Here is a 19,292-nt window from a genome sequence, read left to right as displayed (position 1 = left end):
GGTGGTCACCGCCCCGGCCGCTTGCCCCAGATGTAGACCCGGTCACCCTTGCGGAGGACGGACCAGAGCTTCTCGGCGTTCCTGTAGGTGAGGTTCACGCAGCCGCGGCTCCCGGTGGGGGTGGCGATGGCCCCGTAGACGCCGTGGAAGGCCTGGCCGCCGTCGAAGAACTGGGAGAACGGCATCGGCGTGTCGTAGATGGACGACCAGTGGTCCTTGTGGCGCCAGTAGACGGAGTGCCAGCCGGTGCGGGTGCGGTATCCGGCCCGGCCGCTGCGGATGTTGACCACGGCGTAGGTGATCTTCCGGCCCTTCTGGACCCACATCAGCTCGCGGTTCAGGTCGACGCAGGCGACCGGGTGGGAGCGGACCGGGCACTTCCCGGCGGCGTTGGGGTTCTTGCGGGCGGCGAGGAGTTCGGCGCGGGCCCAGGTGACGGGGCCGGCGTAGCCGTTGGCGGGCTTGATCTTCTGCCGGGTCTGGAAGGCGCGGATGGCCCGGCAGTCGGCGGCCGACTGCTTCCCGTCGGCCTTCAGCCGCAGCAGCCGCTCGACCTGCCGCTGGTACATCCCGGTCTGCGCGGTGCAGGCGGCCTTGGTGGCGTTGCGCGGGAGGTACTCGACGAGTTCGTCGACCTCCTCCTCCGGCTCGGGGACGGGGATCTCGCCGTCGGGGGCGATCGGCGGCAGGACCTGGTCGGGGGTGTCCATGGGGTATTCGGGGCGGCCGGCGCCGGCGATGCCGGGGACGAGGACGTCGGCGGCGGGCCCGGCCTCCGCGGGGGCCGGCTCCTCCCCGTGCGCGGGGGCGGCGCCGGCCAGCAGGACGGTGGCGAGCAACGGCGGCAGGATGCGGCTTCTCCATCTGGTCACCGCTCCATCCGAACCCGCCCCGGCCGGGCCCGGCACGCGCTGGCCCCCGGGCGGAGCAGCGGAGTTGGGCCGACCGGGGGCGCGGCGCGGTCAGGGCTCGCGGACGTCCCGCCAGGCGGCGCGCAGGGCGCCGGCGACCTCCGTCGCGGTGATCGGCCCGGCGCCGGCGGCGGCCCGGCGGGCGGCGAGTCCGTGCAGGTAGGCGGCGCAGGAGGCGGCGTCGACCGCGCCGAGTCCGGCGGCGAGGAGGGAGCCGGCGAGGCCGGACAGGACGTCGCCGGAGCCGGCGGTGGCGAGCCAGGGGGTGCCGGTGGGGTTGACCCGGACGGGACCGGTGCCGCCGGGCCCGCAGACGAGGGTGGTGGAGCCCTTGAGGAGGACGGTGGCGCCGTAGCGGGCGGCGAGCGCGCGGACGGCGGCGAGCCGGCCGGCCTCCACGGCCGTCCGGTCGGTGCCGAGCAGGGCCGCCGCCTCGCCGGCGTGCGGGGTGAGCAGGGTGGCGGCGGGGCGGCCGCGGACGGCCTCGGGGTCGAGGGCGCGCAGGCCGTCGGCGTCGACGAGGACGGGCACGTCGGAGGCGAGCACCTCGTCGACCGCGAGCCGGGCGCCGGGCCCTTCGCCGAGGCCGGGGCCGACGACCCAGGCCTGGACGCGGCCGGCCTTCCCGGGCGGGCCCGCGTGCACCAGGGTCTCCGGGTGGGCGGCGATCACCGCGTCGCGGGCGTGGCCCACGTACCGGACGGCCCCGGCGCCGCCGCGCAGCGCGCCGGCCACGGCGAGGACGGCGGCGCCGGGGTACCGCTCGGAGCCGGCGACGACGCCGAGGACGCCCCGCCGGTACTTGTCGCTCTCGGCGGCCGGCGCGGGGAGCAGCCGGGCCACGTCCCGGTGCTGGAGCGCCTCGGCGTCGGGCACGGAGGGGAGGGTGGCGGCGAGCCCGATGTCCACGAGCCGCAGGGCGCCGGCGTACTCCCGTGCGGGGTCGACGAGGAGCCCCGGCTTGTACGTGCCGAAGGTGACGGTGGCGTCGGCGCGCAGGGCCTCGCCGGTGACCTCGCCGGTGTCGGCGTCGACGCCGCTGGGCAGGTCGACGGCGACGACGACCGCGTCGGAGCCGCGCGCGGCCCGGGCGACGGGCACGGCCTCGGGGCGCAGTCCGCCGACGCCGCCGATGCCGGTGATGCCGTCGAGGACGAGGTCGGCGGCGGCGAGCGCCTCGTAGGGGTCCTCGGCGACGCGTCCGCCGGCGGCCCGCAGCGCGGCGAGCCCGGCGCCGTGGGCGCGGGCGCCGAGGAGCACGGCGGTGACCCCGGCGCCGCGCCGGGCGAGGCGGGCGCCGGCGTAGAGGGCGTCGCCGCCGTTGTCGCCGCTGCCGACGAGGAGGACGACCCGGGAGCCGTAGACCCGGCCCCTGCCGAGCAGCGAGCAGCAGGCGGCGGCGAGTCCGGCGGCGGCCCGCTGCATCAGCGCGCCCTCGGGCAGCCGTGCCATCAGTGCGGCCTCGGCGGCCCGGACGGTCTCCACGTGGTGAGCGGTACGCATGGGCAGCAGTCTGCCCCAGGCGCGGGGCCCCCGCCCGGAGGGGACGGGTGGGGTGGAGGAGCGGGGCGGGTGTGCGCGAGAGGGGTGGGCGGGGCTTCCTCGGCGTCGGCCGGAAAGCGCGGTTGACACCCCTCCACACCTCGACTTAGGTTTGCCTTACCTAAGCATCCTTGCCCGGCCGGTCCCGCCGGCCCCCGAGGGGCACCGACCCCGCGCGCGGCACTCGTATCCGTCGCCGGCCCTGGCGGTCGCGCGCGGCACGGAGCGGGGCCCGGTACCGCCTCCCCGCGGCCGGGCCCCGCTCCTCCGTCCGTACGGCTCAGCCCTCGGCGATCACCACCGCCGAGGCCACCCCGGCGTCATGGCTCAGCGAGACGTGCCAGTGCTTCACGCCCAGCTCGTCCGCGCGGGCCGCCACCGTGCCGCTGACCCGCAGCCGGGGGCGGCCGGTGGACTCGACGTACACCTCGGCGTCCGTCCAGAGCAGGTTGCCCGGCGCGCCGAGCGCCTTCGCCAGGGCCTCCTTCGCGGCGAAGCGCGCCGCGAGGGAGGCCGGGCCGCGGCGCTCGCCGCTCGGCAGGAGCAGCTCGGCGTCCACGAAGAGGCGCCGGACGAGCGCCGGCGTACGTTCCAGCGACGCGGCGAAACGGTCGATCTCCGCCACGTCGATCCCCACCCCGATGATCATTTCCTCACTCACTCCACCGTCACGGACTTGGCCAGGTTGCGGGGCTGGTCCACCTCGTTGCCCCGGGCGGCGGCCAGCTCGCAGGCGAAGACCTGGAGCGGCACCGTGGAGACGAGCGGCTGGAGCAGCGTGGGCGTGGCCGGGATCCGGACGAGGTGGTCGGCGAAGGGGACGACGGCCTCGTCGCCCTCCTCCGCGATCACGATCGTCCGGGCGCCGCGGGCCCGGATCTCCTGGATGTTGGAGACGATCTTGTCGTGGAGGACCGAGCGCCCCTTGGGCGAGGGCACCACGACGACGACCGGCAGGTCCTCCTCGACGAGGGCGATCGGCCCGTGCTTCAGCTCGCCGGCCGCGAAGCCCTCGGCGTGCATGTACGCCAGCTCCTTCAGCTTCAGCGCACCCTCCAGGGCGACCGGGTAGCCGACGTGCCGGCCGAGGAAGAGGATCGTGTCCTTGTGGGCGAGGGAGCGGGCGAGCGCCCGGACGGGCTCCATGGTCTCCAGGACCCGCTCGACCTCCTCGCCGATCCGGGCGAGTTCGCGGACGACCGCGTGGATCTCGTCGCCCCACTTGGTGCCGCGCACCTGCCCCAGGTAGAGGGCGAGGAGGTAGCAGGCGACGAGCTGGGTGAGGAAGGCCTTCGTGGAGGCGACGGCGACCTCGGGCCCGGCGTGCGTGTACAGCACGGCGTCGGACTCCCGGGGGATGGTCGACCCGTTGGTGTTGCACACGGCGAGGACCTTGGCGCCCTGCTCGCGGGCGTGCCGCAGCGCCATCAGGGTGTCCATGGTCTCGCCGGACTGGGAGATCGCGATGACGAGCGTCCGCTGCCCGAGGATCGGGTCGCGGTAGCGGAACTCGCTGGCCAGCTCCACCTCGCAGGGGATCCGGGTCCAGTGCTCGATGGCGTACTTGGCGATGAGGCCGGCGTGGAAGGCGGTGCCGCAGGCGATGACGACGATCTTGTCGGCCTCGCGGAGCACGGCGTCCGGGATGCGCACCTCGTCGAGGGTGAGCCGCCCGTTCGCGTCGATCCGGCCGAGGAGGGTGTCGGCGACGGCCTTCGGCTGCTCGGCGATCTCCTTGAGCATGAAGTGGTCGTAGCCGCCCTTCTCGGCGGCGGAGGCGTCCCAGTCGACGTGGAAGGCCCGGACCTCGGCCGGCGCGCCGCCGAAGTCGGTGACGGCGACCCCGTCCCGGGTCAGCTCGACGACCTGGTCCTGTCCGAGTTCGATGGCGGACCGGGTGTGCGCGATGAAGGCGGACACGTCGGAGGCGAGGAAGTTCTCCCCCTCCCCGACGCCGACCACGAGCGGCGAGTTCCGCCGCGCGCCGACCACGACGTCGGGCTGGTCGGCGTGGACGGCGACCAGGGTGAAGGCCCCGTCGAGCCGCCGGCAGACCAGCCGCATGGCCTCGGCCAGGTCGCCGACCGAGGAGAACTCCTCGGCCAGCAGGTGGGCGACGACCTCGGTGTCGGTCTCGGAGCTCAGCTCGTGCCCGCGCTCGGCCAGCTCCTCGCGCAGGGCGGCGAAGTTCTCGATGATCCCGTTGTGCACGACGGCGACGCGCCCGGCGTTGTCGAGGTGCGGGTGGGCGTTGGCGTCGGTCGGGCCGCCGTGGGTGGCCCACCGGGTGTGCCCGATCCCGACGGACCCGCCGGCCAGCGGCCGTTCCACCAGCTCCTTCTCCAGGTTGACGAGCTTCCCCGCCTTCTTCGCCGCGGCGAGCCCGCCGTCCGCGAGCACGGCGACCCCGGCGGAGTCGTACCCCCGGTACTCCAGCCGCTTCAGCCCCGCGACGACCACATCAAGCGCCGACTGCCCGCCGACGTATCCCACGATTCCGCACATGACGGCAGCCTACGGCCGAACCCCGCCCCCGGCCCGTACCCCGCACGGAGTCGGCCGGGCGCCGTCAACCGCGCGGCACGTGACCCACCCCACGGCCCACGGCGTGCGGGAACCCGGGACAATGGAGCCCGTGATCACTTCGCCGCCACGAAGCGCCAACGGCAACGGCAACGGAGCCGGGACCGGGACCGGGGGGACCCGCCGGGGTTCCGAGCCGACGCCCTACGTCGACCTCACCCGGGCCGAGTGGAGCGCGCTGCGGGACAAGACGCCGCTCCCGCTCACCGCCGACGAGGTCGAACGGCTCCAGGGGCTGGGGGACGTCATCGACCTCGACGAGGTGCGGGACGTGTACCTGCCGCTGTCCCGGCTGCTCAACCTGTACGTGCAGGCCACCAGCGGCCTGCGGGGGGCGCTGAACACCTTCCTCGGGGAGAAGGCCGAACAGCGCGGCACGCCGTTCGTCATAGGGGTCGCCGGGTCGGTCGCGGTCGGGAAGTCGACCGTGGCGCGGCTCCTGGAGGCGCTGCTCGCCCGCTGGCCCGAGCACCCCCGGGTGGAGCGGATCACCACCGACGGGTTCCTCTACCCGATGGCGGAGCTGAAGGCGCGCGGGCTGATGTCCCGGAAGGGGTTCCCCGAGTCGTACGACCGGCGGGCGCTGACCCGGTTCGTCGCCGACGTGAAGGCGGGGAAGGACGAGGTCACCGCGCCGGTCTACTCGCACCTCATCTACGACCGGGTGCCCGGCGAGCAGCTCGTGGTGCGCCGGCCCGACATCCTGATCGTCGAGGGGCTGAACGTCCTCCAGCCGGCGCTGCCCGGCAAGGACGGGCGGACCCGGGTCGGGCTCGCCGACTACTTCGACTTCTCCGTGTACGTGGACGCGCGGCCGGAGGACATCGAGGGCTGGTACCTCAACCGCTTCCGGAAGCTGCGGGAGACCGCCTTCCAGGACCCTTCCTCGTACTTCCGGCGCTGGACGCAGGTCTCCGAGGAGGAGGCCCTCGACTACGCCCGCACGATGTGGCGGACCGTCAACAAGGTGAACCTGCTGGAGAACGTGGCGCCGACCCGCGGCCGGGCGACGCTCGTGGTCCGCAAGGGCCCCGACCACAAGGTGCAGCGCCTCAGCCTCCGCAAGCTCTGACCTCCGTAAGCTCGGGGGCATGCTGCACCTGCGGATGATCGTGCCATCGGACCGGACCGAGGCCGTGACCGAGCTGATCGGGTCGACGGTCGGCACCACCCACGTGGTGGTGCTGCCGGGAGCCGCCAGGGACCCGGCCGGGGACGTCGTCATGTGCGACGTCGCCCGCGAGGCGGGCGACGAACTCCTGCACGGGCTGCGGGGACTGAAGCTCGATCAGGACGGGTCGATCGCGGTCGAGAACATCGACCTGTCCATGTCGGAGCGGGCCGACACGGCCGAGGAGGACGCCCCCGGCGAGGGCGCCGACGCGGTGCTCTGGGAACAGCTGGCGACCTCGACGCACGAGGAGTCGACGCTCTCCTTCACCTATCTCGCCTTCATGCTCCTGGCGACGATGATCGCGGCCTGCGGCGTCGTCCTGGACAACGCGATCCTGATCGTGGGCGCGATGGCGGTGGGCCCGGAGTTCGGTCCGCTCGCCGGGGTGTGCACGGCGATCGTGAAGCGGGCGCCGCGGCTCGCGGTCCGGTCGCTGATCGCGCTGCTCGTCGGCTTCCTGGCGGCGATCCTGGCCACGACCCTGTTCAGCCTGCTGATGGACCGGCTCGGGCTGTTCAGCGTGGAGATGCTGGACGGGGAGCGGCCCCAGACCAGCTTCATCTGGCAGCCGGACCCGTTCTCCTTCGTCGTCGCGCTGCTCGCGGGCGCGGCCGGCACCCTCTCCCTGACCTCGTCGAAGGCGGGCGCCCTGGTGGGCGTGGCGATCTCCGTGACGACCGTCCCGGCGGCGGCGAACGCGGCGGTGGCGCTGAGCTACGGCGAGGTCGGCCAGACGTGGGGGTCGATCGAACAGCTGCTGCTCAACCTGCTGGGGATCATGCTGTCGGGGACCCTGACGCTGCTGGCGCAGAAGTGGCTGTGGGACACCCAGCGCGGCAAGCTGAAGCGCCGGCTGCGCCGGGGCTGACCGGGGTACGGAGAAGGGCCCCGCCGCACCGGAGTGCGCGGGGCCCTTCGCCGTACCGCCCGGAGGGCCTAGCCCAGCGCGGACTTCACGACGTCGGCGAGGCGCTGCGCGACGGCGCGGGCCTGCTCGATGTCGGCGGCCTCGACCATGACGCGGACCAGCGGCTCGGTGCCGGAGGAGCGGAGCAGCACGCGGCCGGTGGTGCCCAGCTCGCGCTCGGCGTCGACGACGGCGGCGGCCAGGTCGGCGGAGGTGGTGACGCGGGACTTGTCGACGTCCTTGACGTTGATCAGGATCTGCGGCAGCCGCTCCATGACGGAGGCCAGCTCGGCGAGGGACTTGCCGGTGGCGGCGACCCGGGCGGCCAGCATGAGGCCGGTGAGGGTGCCGTCGCCGGTGGTGGCGTGGTCGAGCACGATGACGTGGCCGGACTGCTCGCCGCCGAGGGCGTAGCCGTGCTCCTTCATGGACTCCAGGACGTAGCGGTCGCCGACCGCGGTCTGGACGAGGGTGAGGCCCTCGCGCTCCATGGCGAGCTTGAAGCCCAGGTTGGACATGACGGTGGCGACGACGGTGTCGCCGCGCAGGGTGCCGGCCTCGCGCATGGCGAGGGAGAGCACGGCGAGGATCTGGTCGCCGTCCACCTCCGCGCCGGTGTGGTCGACGGCGAGGCAGCGGTCGGCGTCGCCGTCGTGGGCGATGCCGAGGTCGGCGCCGTGCTCGACGACGGCGGCCTTCAGCAGCTCCAGGTGGGTGGAGCCGCAGCCGTCGTTGATGTTGAGGCCGTCGGGGGCCGCGCCGATGGTGACGACCTGGGCGCCGGCGCGGGTGAAGGCCTCGGGCGAGACGCGGGCGGCGGCGCCGTGGGCCTCGTCGAGGACGATCTTCAGGCCGTCGAGGCGGTTGGGGAGGACGCCGAGGAGGTGGGCGACGTACGTCTCGAAGCCCTCGGTGTAGTCGCGGACGCGGCCGACGCCGGCGCCGGTCGGGCGGTCCCAGGGGGCGCCGGTGCGGTGCTCCTCGTAGACGGCCTCGATCTTGTCCTCCAGGTCGTCGGCGAGCTTGTGGCCGCCGCGGGCGAAGAACTTGATGCCGTTGTCGGGCATGGCGTTGTGGCTGGCGGACAGCATCACGCCGAGGTCGGCGCCGAGGACGCCGGTGAGGTGGGCGACGGCCGGGGTCGGCAGGACGCCGACGCGCAGGACGTCGACGCCTGCGCTGGCGAGACCGGCGACGACGGCCGCCTCCAGGAACTCTCCGGACGCCCGCGGGTCACGGCCGACCACGGCGGTCGGCCGATGGCCCTCGAAGGTCCCCGCCTCGGCGAGCACGTGCGCCGCCGCGACCGACAGGCCGAGCGCGAGCTCCGCCGTCAGGTCGGCGTTGGCGACGCCGCGTACGCCGTCGGTGCCGAAGAGTCGTCCCACAGCTGTCCTCCGAAAATGCGTGCCCAAGACTGAAAGGAAAGAGGTTAAGAAAAAACGTACGCCCCGACGGCACGCGCAGTGCGCCGGGGCGTACGTACAAGCAGTGCGGCAGGCGATTAACGCTTGCTGTACTGCGGAGCCTTGCGGGCCTTCTTGAGACCGGCCTTCTTCCGCTCGACCGCGCGGTCGTCACGGGAGAGGAAGCCGGCCTTCTTCAGCGCCGGGCGGTTGTTCTCGACGTCGGCCTCGTTGAGGGCGCGGGCCACGCCGAGGCGCAGGGCGCCGGCCTGGCCGGAGACGCCGCCACCGGCGATGCGGGCGATGACGTCGTAGCGGTTGTCGAGCTCGAGCACCTTGAAGGGCTCGTTGACTTCCTGCTGGTGGACCTTGTTCGGGAAGTAGTCCTCGAGCGTGCGCCCGTTGATCTTCCACTTGCCGGTGCCCGGGACGATCCGGACGCGGGCGATGGCGTTCTTGCGACGGCCCAGGCCGGCGGCCGGCTGCGGGTCGCCGAAGCGGGACGCGAGGGACTCGGAGGTGTAGTCACCCTCGACGATCTCGGTCTCGGTGGTGTACTCCTCGACGCCCTCGAACTCGTCGACGGGGGTCTCGGGGGTGGTCTCGGCCACGATGCTCCTCAGATTTCTTTCGTTCTTAGGGGGTGTGGCCGGAACTACTGCGCGACCTGGGTGATCTCGAACGGGACCGGCTGCTGGGCAGCGTGCGGGTGGTTCTCGCCCGCGTAGACCTTCAGCTTCGAGAGCATCTGACGGCCCAGGGAGTTCTTGGGGATCATGCCCTTGATGGCCTTCTCGACGGCCTTCTCGGGGTTCTTGTCGAGCAGCTCGTCGTAACGGACGGAGCGCAGACCGCCCGGGAAGCCGGAGTGGCGGTACGCCATCTTCTGGGTCTTCTTGTTGCCGGACAGGTGGACCTTGTCGGCGTTGATGATGATGACGAAGTCGCCCATGTCCATGTGGGGGGCGTAGACCGGCTTGTGCTTGCCTCGCAGGAGGTTCGCGGCCGTGGTCGCCAGACGACCCAGGACGATGTCCTGCGCGTCGATGATGTGCCACTGGCGAGTGACATCGCCGGGCTTGGGGCTGTACGTACGCACTTCGTAGCCTTCGCTTCTTCAGTGGATGGAGTCCAGACACACCTGAAGCGATCATGCAGCTGGGGCCTGCACTGCCGGGTCACCGCCCGTATGCGAGCCACTGGTAACTGCTCCAGGGAACCTGCGCAAGGCCCCTCCGCGTGAGAACGACGAAGCCAATACGCATAACAGAGCAGAAGCGTACCCGCGCTCCCCCGGCCGGGTCAAAACGCTCCGCCCCGCCCCCTCACCCCCCGTCGTACGCCGCCCGCGCCACCGCCACCTCGCCCATGTGCCCGTCCGCCCACGCCTTCAGTGCCGCCACCACCGGCAGCAACGACTCCCCCAACGGCGTCAGCGCGTAATCGACCCGGACCGGAACCGACGGGGTCACCGACCGGGACACCAGACCGTCCCGCTCCAGGGAACGGAGGGTCTGGGTGAGCATCTTCTGGCTGACGCCGGCGAGCTTGCGGCTCAGTTCGCCGTAGCGGCGGGGGCCGTCGGCCAGGGCGTTCAGGACGAGGGTGACTCACTTGTCGGAGATGCGGTCGAGGAGCTGCCGGGCGGGGCATTCGGCGAGGTACGCGTCATAGGCCCGGCGCGCCTCGTCGCGGCGCTCGGCGGCGGTACGGGTGGGCACGGGACACGCTCCCTCCGGTGCGGTACGCACTTCCGGGTACCTGCTTCCCGACGGAGAGTAGCTCTCCCTAGGTTCGTGGGGAACGGTCACCCACGTCCTCCACGGAAGGTCCGGCCCATGCGCGCGCTCGTCTTCGACTCCTTCGGCGGCCCCGAGGTCCTGCGGATCGCCGAGGTGCCCGTCCCCGCGGCCGGTCCCGGGCAGGTCCGCGTCCGGGTGGAGGCCGCGACCGTCCACCCGGTGGACCTGGCCACCCGTTCCGGCGGGCTCGCCGGGGCCGGGCTGATGGGCGGCGGGGCCCGCACCGGCCTCGGCTGGGACGTGGCGGGGGTGGTCGAGGAGACCGGCTCCGGCGTCACCGCGGTCCGCCCCGGCGACCGGGTCATCGGCATGAACGACCGGCTCGACGTGCCCCTCGGCACCCAGGCCGAGCACGTGGTGCTGGACGCCCACGCGGTGGCGCCGGCCCCGGCGGGGCTCGACCCGGTGGCCGCCGCGACCCTCCCGCTGGCGGGGCTCACCGCCCTCCAGGCGCTCGACGCGCTGGCCCTGCCCGGAGGGGAGACGCTGCTGGTCACGGGCGCGGCCGGCGCGGTCGGCGGGTACGCGGTGCAGCTGGCCGCCGCGCGCGGACTGCGGGTGGTGGCGACGGCCCGCCCCGCGGACGAGCCGCTCGTACGGGAGCTGGGCGCCGCCCGCTTCGTCCCCGCCGGCCCCGGCCGGCTCGGCACGGAGGTCCGCGCCCTGGTCCCCGGCGGCGTGGCGGGCGCGCTCGACGCCGCCGTCCTGGGCGCGACGGCCCTGGACGCGGTCCGGACGGGCGGCGCCTTCGCCGCGCTGGTCGCGGGCGGAGCCCCGTACCCGCTGCGCGGCATCCGGGTCGCCCAGGTCTGGGTCCGCGCCGACGCGACCGCCCTGGCCCGTCTGGCCTCCCTGGCCGAGGCGGGCGTCCTCACCCCCCGCGTGGCGGAGGCCCTCCCCCTGGAGGAGGCGGCGAAGGCCCACCACCGCTTGGCCGAGGGCGGTCTCAGGGGCCTCCTGGTCCTGCTCCCGTAGAACCCCCGGCGGCGGCGCTCCCCCGCCGGGCGTCCGGCGTCAGCGCGCCCGCTCCACCCGCCGCTCGTCCCACACCGGCTCCGTGGACTCGCGCACGACGCCGTCGGAACCGAAGACCAGGTAGCGGTCGAAGCTCTTGGCGAACCAGCGGTCGTGGGTGACGGCGAGGACCGTGCCCTCGTAGGACTCCAGACCGTCCTGGAGGGCCTCGGCGGACTCCAGGTCCAGGTTGTCCGTGGGCTCGTCCAGGAGCAGGGCCGTGGTGCCGGCCAGCTCCAGGAGGAGGATCTGGAAGCGGGCCTGCTGGCCGCCGGAGAGCTTGTCGAAGGACTGGTCGCCCTGCCGCTCCAGCTCGTAGCGCCGCAGCATCGACATCGCCGCGCCCCGGTCCTTGGCGTGCTCGGTCCACAGGATGTCGACGAGCGGGCGGCCGGCGAGCTCGGGGTGGGCGTGGGTCTGGGCGAAGTGCCCGGGGACGACCCGCGCGCCCAGCTTCCACGTGCCCGTGTGGGCCACCGACGGGTCGCCCGCGAGCAGCCGCAGGAAGTGGGACTTGCCGGAGCCGTTCGAGCCGAGGACGCCGACCCGCTCGCCGTAGAAGATCTCCAGGGAGAAGGGCTTCATCAGGCCGGTCAGTTCGAGGTTCTCGCAGGTCACGGCCCGCACGCCGGTCCGGCCGCCGCGCAGCCGCATCCGGATGTCCTGCTCGCGCGGCGGCTCCGGCGGCGGGCCGGCCTCCTCGAACTTCCGCAGCCGGGTCTGCGCGGCGGCGTACCGGGACGCCATCTCGTGGCTGACCGCGGCCGCCTGCCGCAGGTTGACGACGAGCTTCTTCAGCTGCGCGTGCTTCTCCTCCCAGCGCCGCTTCAGCTCCTCGAAGCGGGCGAACCGCTCCCGCCGGGCCTCGTGGAAGGTGTCGAAGCCGCCGCCGTGCACCCACACGTCGGAGCCGGCCGCGCCGGGCTCCACCGCGATGATCTTCTGCGCGGCCCGGGAGAGCAGCTCCCGGTCGTGGGAGATGAAGAGCACGGTCTTGCGGGTCTCCCGCAGCCGCTCCTCCAGCCACCGCTTGCCGGGCACGTCCAGGTAGTTGTCCGGCTCGTCGAGGAGCAGCACCTCGTCGGTGCCGCGCAGCAGCGACTCCAGGACGAGCCGCTTCTGCTCGCCGCCGGAGAGCGTCCGCACCTGGCGGAACTGCGCCTTGTCGTACGGCATGCCGAGCGCGGCCGTGGTGCAGATGTCCCACAGCGTCTCGGCCTCGTAGCCCTGCACCTCGGCCCAGTCGGCGAGGGCCTGCGCGTACGCCATCTGCGCGGCCTCGTCGTCGACGGTCATGATCAGGTGCTCGGCCGCGTCGACGGCCTTCGCCGCCTCCCGGATCCGCGGGTGCGCGACGGAGACGAGCAGGTCGCGGACGGTCGACTCGTCCCGCACAGAGCCGATGAACTGCGGCATCACGCCGAGCCCGCCGCTGACGGTGACGGAGCCGCCGTGCGGCTGGAGGTCTCCCGCGATCATCCGCAGGAGGGTGGTCTTGCCGGCGCCGTTGGCCCCGACGAGCGCGACGACCGCGCCCTCTCCCACCCGGAAGGAGGCGTCCCCGAGCAGGACCCTCCCGTCGGGAAGGTAGTACTCCAGATGCGCGGCCTCGACGTGTCCCATGGGATGCATTGTCGCCGCCCGCGTCGCCCCGGCCCAACCGGTTTAGGATGCGGCGCATGAGCTTTGGGGGACCGCAGTGGCCGCAGGAGCCGCAGCAGCAGGGGCAGGGGCAGGGGCAGCCGGGCTACGGGTATCCGCCGCAGCAGGGACAGGGGCAGCAGCCGGGGTACGGGTATCCGCCGCAGCAGGGACCGTACGGGCAGCAGCAGCCGCACCCGGGCCACGGGCAGCAGCAGTGGCCGCAGCAGCCCCAGGGCGGCGGCACCCCTGACTGGAGCGCCCTCGCGGACGCCTCCGCGGCCGGGAACCGCCGCAGGCGCAGGCTGGTGATCGCGGGCGGGGTCGTCGCCACGCTCGTCGTGGGCGCGGTCGTCGCGACCGCCGTCGTGGCCACGAACAAGAAGAACGACGAGGCCAAGAACGGCACCCCGACCCCCACGGGCACGGCCACCGCGACGGTCTCCCCCACCCCCGCGCCGACCTTCTCCTCCGTGGCCCCGCCGCCCCCGCCGGACCCGAAGGACTACATCTCCGACCCGAAGAAGGACAAGGCGCCGCTGACCGCCGAGGGGCTCTACCCCGGCACTAAGCTCACCATGTACGGCCGCCCCTACAAGAAGGGCGCGATCTCCGCGGCGAAGAACTGCGCCTCGGTCACCACGGGCGGGCTCGGCTCGGTCCTGCAGAAGAACGGCTGCGAGCGCGTGCTGCGCGCCACCTACGTGAAGGACGGCGTGGCCATCACCGTCGGCGTGGCCGTCTTCCCCTCCGAGAAGGCGGCCCTCGCGGCGAAGAAGCAGGCCACCGGCGGCATCGCGACGCTCTCCGGCAAGGGCGTCGGCACCTTCTGCCACGCCACCGTCTGCCTGCGCCGCGCCAACTCGGTCGGCCGCTACGCCTACTTCACCCAGGCCGGCTTCACCAGCGGCAGGAAGGTCACCACCGCGGACAAGCCGGTCTTCCAGGCCAGCGACGACCTCGCCGCCTTCGTCTTCAACCAGATCTACGCCCGCGGCAAGAGCCAGGCGAAGGCGGCGGCCGCCGCCTCGGCCCCGCCGCAGTAGCCGCCCGGAAGCCTCAGCAGCAGCCGGCGGCGCCGGGCAGGGTCCGCTTGTTGCGGGCCTCCCGGCTGCGCGCGGCCAGCCGGTCGTCGGCCGGGTAGCCGACCTCTTCGAGGGTGAGGCCGTGCGGCCGTACGACGTGGACGGCGGAGTCCCGCACGCCGGCGGCCAGCACCTTGCCCGGCCACTCGACCGGCCGGTGCCCGTCGCCGACGAAGAGCAGCGCGCCGACCAGCGAGCGGACCATGTTGTGGCAGAAGGCGTCGGCCTTGACCGTGGCCTCCAGGACGCCGTCGGGCCGCCGCTCCCAGCGCAGCTCCTGGAGGGTGCGGATGGTCGTCGCGCCCTCGCGCTTCTTGCAGTACGCGGCGAAGTCGTGCTCGCCGACGAGCGCGGCGGCGGCCTCGTTCATGGCGTCCACGTCGAGCGTCCAGTCGTGCCACAGCACGTGCCCGCGCAGCAGCGGGTCGACGCCGCCGGGGTGGTCGGTGACCCGGTACGCGTACCGCCGCCAGACCGCCGAGAAGCGGGCGTTGAACCCCTCGGGGGCCTCGGCGACGCTCCACACCCGCACGTCGTGCGCGAGCCGCCCCGCGAGCCGCCGCAGCAGCTTCTCGCGGTGCTCCTCCCACAGCTCCGCCGGCAGGTCCACGTGGGCGACCTGCCCGCGCGCGTGCACCCCCGCGTCGGTCCGGCCGGCGACGGTCAGCTCGTACGTCTCCGGGGACCGCGTCACGGTCTTCAGGGCGTCCTCGATCTCGCCCTGCACGGTCCGCTGCCCGCGGGCCTGCTTGGCCCACCCGGAGAAGTCCCGGCCGTCGTAGGAAAGGTCCAGCCGTACCCGTACGAAGCCGGGCTGCACGTCATCGCTCACCGGGAAATCCTCTCAGACGCACGGGAACGGGCCCGCACCCCAGGGGGTACGGGCCCGTTCCGTGAGAAACGTCGGAAGAACGCTTACGCGTCCTTCGCCTCGTCCTCGGTCGCCGGGGCGGCGGCGGCCTCGTCGGCCTCCTTGACGGCGCGCTTGGTGGCGGCCTCGGCCTCGGCGACGGTCGCCTTCTTGGCGATCTCGCCCTCGACGAGCTCGATCACGGCCATCGGGGCGTTGTCGCCACGACGGTTGCCGATCTTGGTGATGCGGGTGTAACCACCCGGACGCTCCGAGTAGCGCGGGGCGATCTCGGTGAAGAGGGTGTGGACGATGCCCTTGTCGGTGATCGTCTGCAGCACCAGGCGACGGTTGTGGATGTCGCCCTTCTTCGCCTTGGTGATCAGGCGCTCGGCGACGGGACGCAGACGGCGGGCCTTGGCCTCGGTCGTCGTGATGCGGCCGTGCTCGAACAGCGACTTCGCCAGGTTGGCGAGCAGCAGCTTCTCGTGAGCGGCGGAACCGCCGAGGCGGGCACCCTTCGCGGGACGCGGCATGGTGTTTCTCCTTGTGATCTGCACCGGCCGTATGAGGTACCGGTGTCAGTATCCGAGCAGGCGGTTACCTGTCGGAGACCGGAGCTTGCGCTCCGGAGGGGGCGCGGGGAACTGCGCGATCAAGCACAGCGCTCCCGCGCCCGGGTACGGACCGTGAGGCCCGAGCTCTCAGTACTGCTCGGTCTCGACGAACCCGGCGTCCGCGTCGTCGTCGGCGCCGAAGGCGTCGGCCGCGGCGGTCGGGTCGAATCCGGGCGGGCTGTCCTTGAGCGCGAGGCCCATGCCGGCCAGCTTCGCCTTGACCTCGTCGATCGACTTCGCACCGAAGTTGCGGATGTCGAGCAGGTCGGCCTCGGAGCGCGCCACGAGCTCACCCACGGAGTGGATGCCCTCGCGCTTGAGGCAGTTGTAGGAGCGGACCGTGAGCTCCAGCTCCTCGATCGGCAGCGCCAGGTCGGCGGCGAGGGCGGCGTCCGTCGGGGACGGGCCCATGTCGATGCCCTCGGCGTCGATGTTCAGCTCGCGGGCGAGACCGAACAGCTCGACCAGGGTCTTGCCGGCGGACGCCATGGCGTCGCGCGGGCGCATGGCCTGCTTGGTCTCGACATCGACGATGAGCTTGTCGAAGTCGGTGCGCTGCTCGACTCGGGTCGCCTCGACCTTGTAGGTGACCTTGAGGACCGGCGAGTAGATGGAGTCGACCGGGATGCGGCCGATCTCCTGGCCGACCTGCTTGTTCTGGACGGCGGAGACGTAGCCGCGACCGCGCTCGACGGTCAGCTCCATCTCCAGCTTGCCCTTGGCGTTCAGGGTCGCCAGGACGAGGTCGGGGTTGTGCACCTCGACACCGGCCGGGGGCGCGATGTCGGCGGCGGTGACCAGACCCGGGCCCTGCTTGCGCAGGTACATCACGACCGGCTCGTCGTGCTCCGAGGAGACGACCAGCTGCTTGATGTTGAGGATGAGGTCGGTGACGTCCTCCTTGACGCCCGGCACGGTGGTGAACTCGTGCAGGACGCCGTCGATGCGGATGCTGGTGACGGCGGCACCCGGGATCGAGGAGAGGAGGGTACGGCGGAGGCTGTTGCCGAGGGTGTAGCCGAAGCCCGGCTCCAGCGGCTCGATCACGAACCGGGAGCGGAACTCGTCGACGACCTCTTCGGTCAGCGACGGACGCTGAGCGATAAGCATGTGTGTTCCTTCATTCGTGGACGCCCACTATTTGACGCCCGACGGGGGTCTTGCGGTACTGCGTACTGCAAGGGTACGGGCGGCACGCCCCCGGAAGGGGACGCACCGCCCGAAAGCCCGGGTCAAGCAGGCGACGCGTCAGACGCGGCGGCGCTTGGGGGGACGGCAGCCGTTGTGCGGCGTGGGGGTGACGTCCTGGATCGAGCCGACCTCGAGGCCGGTGGCCTGGAGGGAGCGGATCGCGGTCTCACGGCCGGAGCCGGGACCCTTGACGAAGACGTCGACCTTGCGCATGCCGTGCTCCTGCGCGCGGCGGGCGGCCGACTCGGCGGCCATCTGCGCGGCGAAGGGGGTGGACTTGCGCGAGCCCTTGAAGCCGACGTGGCCGGCGGAGGCCCAGGAGATCACGTTGCCCGAGGGGTCGGTGATCGAGACGATCGTGTTGTTGAACGTGCTCTTGATGTGCGCGTGGCCGTGAGCGACGTTCTTCTTTTCCTTGCGGCGCACCTTCTTGGCAGCGCCCTGACGACCCTTGGGGGGCATCTCTTACTCCTACGGGAGGTGGTCGGTCCTACAGCGAAGACCGCTTGGTCAAGCGTCCGCTGAGGACTACTTCTTGCCCGGCTTCTTCTTGCCGGCGATGGCGCGACGCGGGCCCTTGCGGGTACGAGCGTTCGTGCTGGTGCGCTGGCCGCGGACGGGCAGGCCACGACGGTGGCGCAGGCCCTGGTAGCAGCCGATCTCGACCTTGCGGCGGATGTCGGCGGCGATCTCGCGACGGAGGTCACCCTCGGTCTGGAGGTTGGCGTCCACGTACTCGCGGATCTTGACGAGGTCTTCCTCGGCAAGGTCGCGGACACGGGTGGACGGGTTCACGCCGGTCGCGGCGAGAATCTCCTCGGACCGGGTACGCCCGATGCCGAAGACGTAGGTGAGTGCGACCACCACACGCTTTTCGCGCGGGATGTCAACACCGGAAACGCGTGCCATTCAATGGCTCCTGTGTTCTCGGGGGTCTGCTGCAGAACCGTTCCCGGCTGCCGTATGAGGTACAGGTCGGGTCCCCGGCCCCCGCCGGAGGTGCCGTCAACCGCGCGGGGCGGTCGGACGGGCTCTGCGTATGTACGTGTTGCTATGCGTCGCGCGAAGAACTGCGAAGTTGCAGGTCGGTCGGCGTGCGTCAGCCCTGGCGCTGCTTGTGGCGCAGGTTGTCGCAGATGACCATGACCCGGCCGTGACGGCGGATCACCTTGCACTTGTCGCAGATCTTCTTGACGCTCGGCTTGACCTTCATGGGATGTGAGGTTCTCCGGGTCAGTGCCACCACCCGCGCGCGGAGGCGGGGTGCGGGCAAGATCTACTTGTACCGGTAGACGATCCGGCCACGCGTCAGGTCGTACGGAGAGAGCTCCACGACGACCCGGTCGTCCGGGAGGATGCGGATGTAGTGCATACGCATCTTGCCGGAGATGTGCGCGAGGACCTTGTGACCGTTCTGGAGCTCCACCTTGAACATGGCGTTCGGCAGGGACTCGATCACGGTGCCCTCGATCTCGATGGCACCTTGCTTCTTGGCCACGCTTCGCCCTTCGAATCGGCTACCTTGATCGACTCTCACTCCCCGGTGCGGACACACGGGTACACGAGAGCCGACGCATCAGTCTACGCCAGGCCCCTCGAAAAGACGAATCCGAGGAATCTGCCCCACGCAGAAGATCGTTACTCCGCCCTTCTCGGGGCGGATCGCGCCGGAGGATCCGGCGCGGGGACTACGCCAGCGGGTCCGGGGCCGCCGTCACGCCCAGCTCCGCCAGCTTCGCCCTGCCGCCGTCGACGGCGGTGAGGACCAGGGGGCCGGCCTCGGTGAGGGCGACGCTGTGCTCCCAGTGGGAGGACCAGGTGCCGTCGGTGGAGACGACCGTCCAGTCGTCCTCCAGGACCTCCGTGTGCGGGGTGCCGAGGGAGACCATGGGCTCGATGGCCAGGCAGAAGCCGGGGACCAGCTTCGGGCCCTTGCCGCGCTTGCGGGAGACGTAGTTCAGGAGGTGCGGGTCCATGTGCATCTCGGTGCCGATGCCGTGGCCGCCGTAGTCCTCGACGATGCCGTACCTGCCGAGGCTGTGGTCGCCGACGGCGGGCCGCGGCTGGCGCTTGATGTACGACTCGATCGCCTTCGAGATGTCGACCAGGCGCGCGCCCACCCGCATCGCGGCGATGCCGGCCCACATCGACTCCTCGGTCACCCGGGAGAGCTCGATCAGCTCCGGGGCGTGACCGGTGCCGACGAAGGCGGTGTACGCGGCGTCGCCGTGCCAGCCGTCGACGATCGCCCCGGCGTCGATCGAGATGATGTCGCCGTCCTTGAGGACGGTCTTCTCGTCGGGGATGCCGTGGACGACGACCTCGTTGACCGAGGTGCAGATGGTCGCGGGGAAGCCGCCGTACCCGAGGAAGTTCGACTTCGCCCCGTGGTCGGCGATCACCTTGCGCGCGACCTCGTCCAGGTCCTTCGTCGTGGCGCCCGGCACGGCCGCCTCGCGGGTCGCCGCGTGGATGGCGGCGACGACCAGCCCCGCCTCGCGCATCTTCGCGATCTGCTCGGGGGTCTTGATCTGCACCATCGTGACGGGGGCCTTTCCTTGCGCGGGAG

The 19,292-nt window shown here is 72.4% G+C and carries 20 protein-coding genes and 1 pseudogene; 4 read left to right on the top strand and 17 right to left on the bottom strand.

Annotated elements, in window-relative coordinates; genetic code table 11:
* Positions 1–5 precede the first annotated feature (5 nt).
* From ACFW6A_RS19335 to glmS, 4 genes are all read right to left on the bottom strand, one after another.
* The gene (locus ACFW6A_RS19335) at positions 6–872 is read right to left on the bottom strand and encodes a L,D-transpeptidase family protein (RefSeq protein WP_351845788.1); all 867 of its coding nucleotides are present in this window, start codon (positions 870–872) and stop codon (positions 6–8) included.
* A gap of 90 nt (positions 873–962) precedes the next feature.
* Positions 963–2,414 carry an NAD(P)H-hydrate dehydratase gene (locus ACFW6A_RS19330; RefSeq protein ID WP_351845791.1) on the bottom strand — a complete coding sequence of 484 codons (1,452 nt, stop codon included), beginning with the start codon at positions 2,412–2,414 and terminating at the stop codon, positions 963–965.
* 319 nt (positions 2,415–2,733) lie between these two features.
* Entirely contained in the window at positions 2,734–3,102 is a 369-nt protein-coding gene (locus tag ACFW6A_RS19325) for a holo-ACP synthase (protein ID WP_351845794.1), read from the bottom strand.
* An 8-nt stretch (positions 3,103–3,110) separates the two neighbouring features.
* Positions 3,111–4,958, bottom strand: a complete 1,848-nt coding sequence (glmS, locus tag ACFW6A_RS19320; protein WP_386641590.1) for a glutamine--fructose-6-phosphate transaminase (isomerizing) — start codon at positions 4,956–4,958, stop codon at positions 3,111–3,113.
* Between the two features lie 130 nt (positions 4,959–5,088).
* Between glmS and coaA the strand changes: the two genes are divergently transcribed.
* Positions 5,089–6,108, top strand: coding sequence for a type I pantothenate kinase (coaA, locus tag ACFW6A_RS19315; protein WP_386476209.1), 1,020 nt, complete (start codon positions 5,089–5,091; stop codon positions 6,106–6,108).
* A 19-nt stretch (positions 6,109–6,127) separates the two neighbouring features.
* On the top strand, positions 6,128–7,078 hold the full coding sequence (locus ACFW6A_RS19310) for a DUF389 domain-containing protein (RefSeq protein ID WP_351845802.1): 951 nt from the start codon (positions 6,128–6,130) through the stop codon (positions 7,076–7,078).
* A gap of 68 nt (positions 7,079–7,146) precedes the next feature.
* On the opposite strand, the gene glmM is transcribed toward ACFW6A_RS19310, so the two are convergent.
* The 4 genes and pseudogenes from glmM to ACFW6A_RS19290 all read right to left on the bottom strand — a co-directional run bounded on the left by glmM (position 7,147) and on the right by ACFW6A_RS19290 (position 10,244).
* On the bottom strand, positions 7,147–8,505 hold the full coding sequence (gene glmM, locus ACFW6A_RS19305; RefSeq protein WP_351845805.1) for a phosphoglucosamine mutase: 1,359 nt from the start codon (positions 8,503–8,505) through the stop codon (positions 7,147–7,149).
* Between the two features lie 116 nt (positions 8,506–8,621).
* Positions 8,622–9,134, bottom strand: a complete 513-nt coding sequence (gene rpsI, locus ACFW6A_RS19300) for a 30S ribosomal protein S9 (RefSeq protein ID WP_030750225.1) — start codon at positions 9,132–9,134, stop codon at positions 8,622–8,624.
* A 44-nt stretch (positions 9,135–9,178) separates the two neighbouring features.
* Positions 9,179–9,622 (bottom strand): 50S ribosomal protein L13, encoded by a 444-nt coding sequence (gene rplM, locus ACFW6A_RS19295; protein ID WP_041130788.1) that lies wholly within the window; start codon positions 9,620–9,622, stop codon positions 9,179–9,181.
* A gap of 226 nt (positions 9,623–9,848) precedes the next feature.
* Positions 9,849–10,244, bottom strand: a pseudogene (locus tag ACFW6A_RS19290) (winged helix-turn-helix transcriptional regulator).
* A gap of 117 nt (positions 10,245–10,361) precedes the next feature.
* On the opposite strand from ACFW6A_RS19290, the gene ACFW6A_RS19285 reads away from it, so the two are divergent.
* Positions 10,362–11,300 carry an NADP-dependent oxidoreductase gene (locus tag ACFW6A_RS19285; RefSeq protein WP_351845810.1) on the top strand — a complete coding sequence of 313 codons (939 nt, stop codon included), beginning with the start codon at positions 10,362–10,364 and terminating at the stop codon, positions 11,298–11,300.
* A 39-nt stretch (positions 11,301–11,339) separates the two neighbouring features.
* Here ACFW6A_RS19285 and ACFW6A_RS19280 read toward each other — a convergent pair whose 3' ends face one another.
* On the bottom strand, positions 11,340–12,962 hold the full coding sequence (locus ACFW6A_RS19280) for an ATP-binding cassette domain-containing protein (RefSeq protein ID WP_351845813.1): 1,623 nt from the start codon (positions 12,960–12,962) through the stop codon (positions 11,340–11,342).
* 56 nt (positions 12,963–13,018) lie between these two features.
* On the opposite strand from ACFW6A_RS19280, the gene ACFW6A_RS19275 reads away from it, so the two are divergent.
* Complete coding sequence (locus tag ACFW6A_RS19275) at positions 13,019–14,026, top strand: hypothetical protein (RefSeq protein WP_386476215.1); 1,008 nt, start codon at positions 13,019–13,021, stop codon at positions 14,024–14,026.
* A 13-nt stretch (positions 14,027–14,039) separates the two neighbouring features.
* Here ACFW6A_RS19275 and truA read toward each other — a convergent pair whose 3' ends face one another.
* The 8 genes from truA to map form a co-directional block, all read right to left on the bottom strand.
* A complete protein-coding gene (gene truA, locus ACFW6A_RS19270) occupies positions 14,040–14,897 on the bottom strand; it encodes a tRNA pseudouridine(38-40) synthase TruA (protein WP_351845818.1) in 858 nt (285 codons plus the stop codon).
* 83 nt (positions 14,898–14,980) lie between these two features.
* Positions 14,981–15,451, bottom strand: a complete 471-nt coding sequence (gene rplQ, locus ACFW6A_RS19265; RefSeq protein ID WP_351845821.1) for a 50S ribosomal protein L17 — start codon at positions 15,449–15,451, stop codon at positions 14,981–14,983.
* A gap of 168 nt (positions 15,452–15,619) precedes the next feature.
* The gene (locus ACFW6A_RS19260; protein WP_004946635.1) at positions 15,620–16,642 is read right to left on the bottom strand and encodes a DNA-directed RNA polymerase subunit alpha; all 1,023 of its coding nucleotides are present in this window, start codon (positions 16,640–16,642) and stop codon (positions 15,620–15,622) included.
* 138 nt (positions 16,643–16,780) lie between these two features.
* Positions 16,781–17,185, bottom strand: coding sequence for a 30S ribosomal protein S11 (rpsK, locus tag ACFW6A_RS19255; protein ID WP_003956432.1), 405 nt, complete (start codon positions 17,183–17,185; stop codon positions 16,781–16,783).
* Between the two features lie 66 nt (positions 17,186–17,251).
* Positions 17,252–17,632: a 30S ribosomal protein S13 gene (gene rpsM / locus ACFW6A_RS19250; protein WP_015035595.1), complete on the bottom strand. Its 381-nt coding sequence runs from the start codon at positions 17,630–17,632 to the stop codon at positions 17,252–17,254.
* 190 nt (positions 17,633–17,822) lie between these two features.
* Entirely contained in the window at positions 17,823–17,936 is a 114-nt protein-coding gene (gene rpmJ / locus ACFW6A_RS19245) for a 50S ribosomal protein L36 (RefSeq protein ID WP_003956441.1), read from the bottom strand.
* A gap of 63 nt (positions 17,937–17,999) precedes the next feature.
* Positions 18,000–18,221 (bottom strand): translation initiation factor IF-1, encoded by a 222-nt coding sequence (gene infA, locus ACFW6A_RS19240; RefSeq protein ID WP_003956442.1) that lies wholly within the window; start codon positions 18,219–18,221, stop codon positions 18,000–18,002.
* Between the two features lie 190 nt (positions 18,222–18,411).
* Complete coding sequence (gene map, locus ACFW6A_RS19235; protein ID WP_351845825.1) at positions 18,412–19,263, bottom strand: type I methionyl aminopeptidase; 852 nt, start codon at positions 19,261–19,263, stop codon at positions 18,412–18,414.
* Positions 19,264–19,292 lie beyond the last annotated feature (29 nt).

This window comes from Streptomyces sp. NPDC058758 (assembly GCF_042746075.1).
Classification (GTDB): domain Bacteria; phylum Actinomycetota; class Actinomycetes; order Streptomycetales; family Streptomycetaceae; genus Streptomyces.
This window is presented reverse-complemented; position numbering and strand designations above follow the sequence as displayed.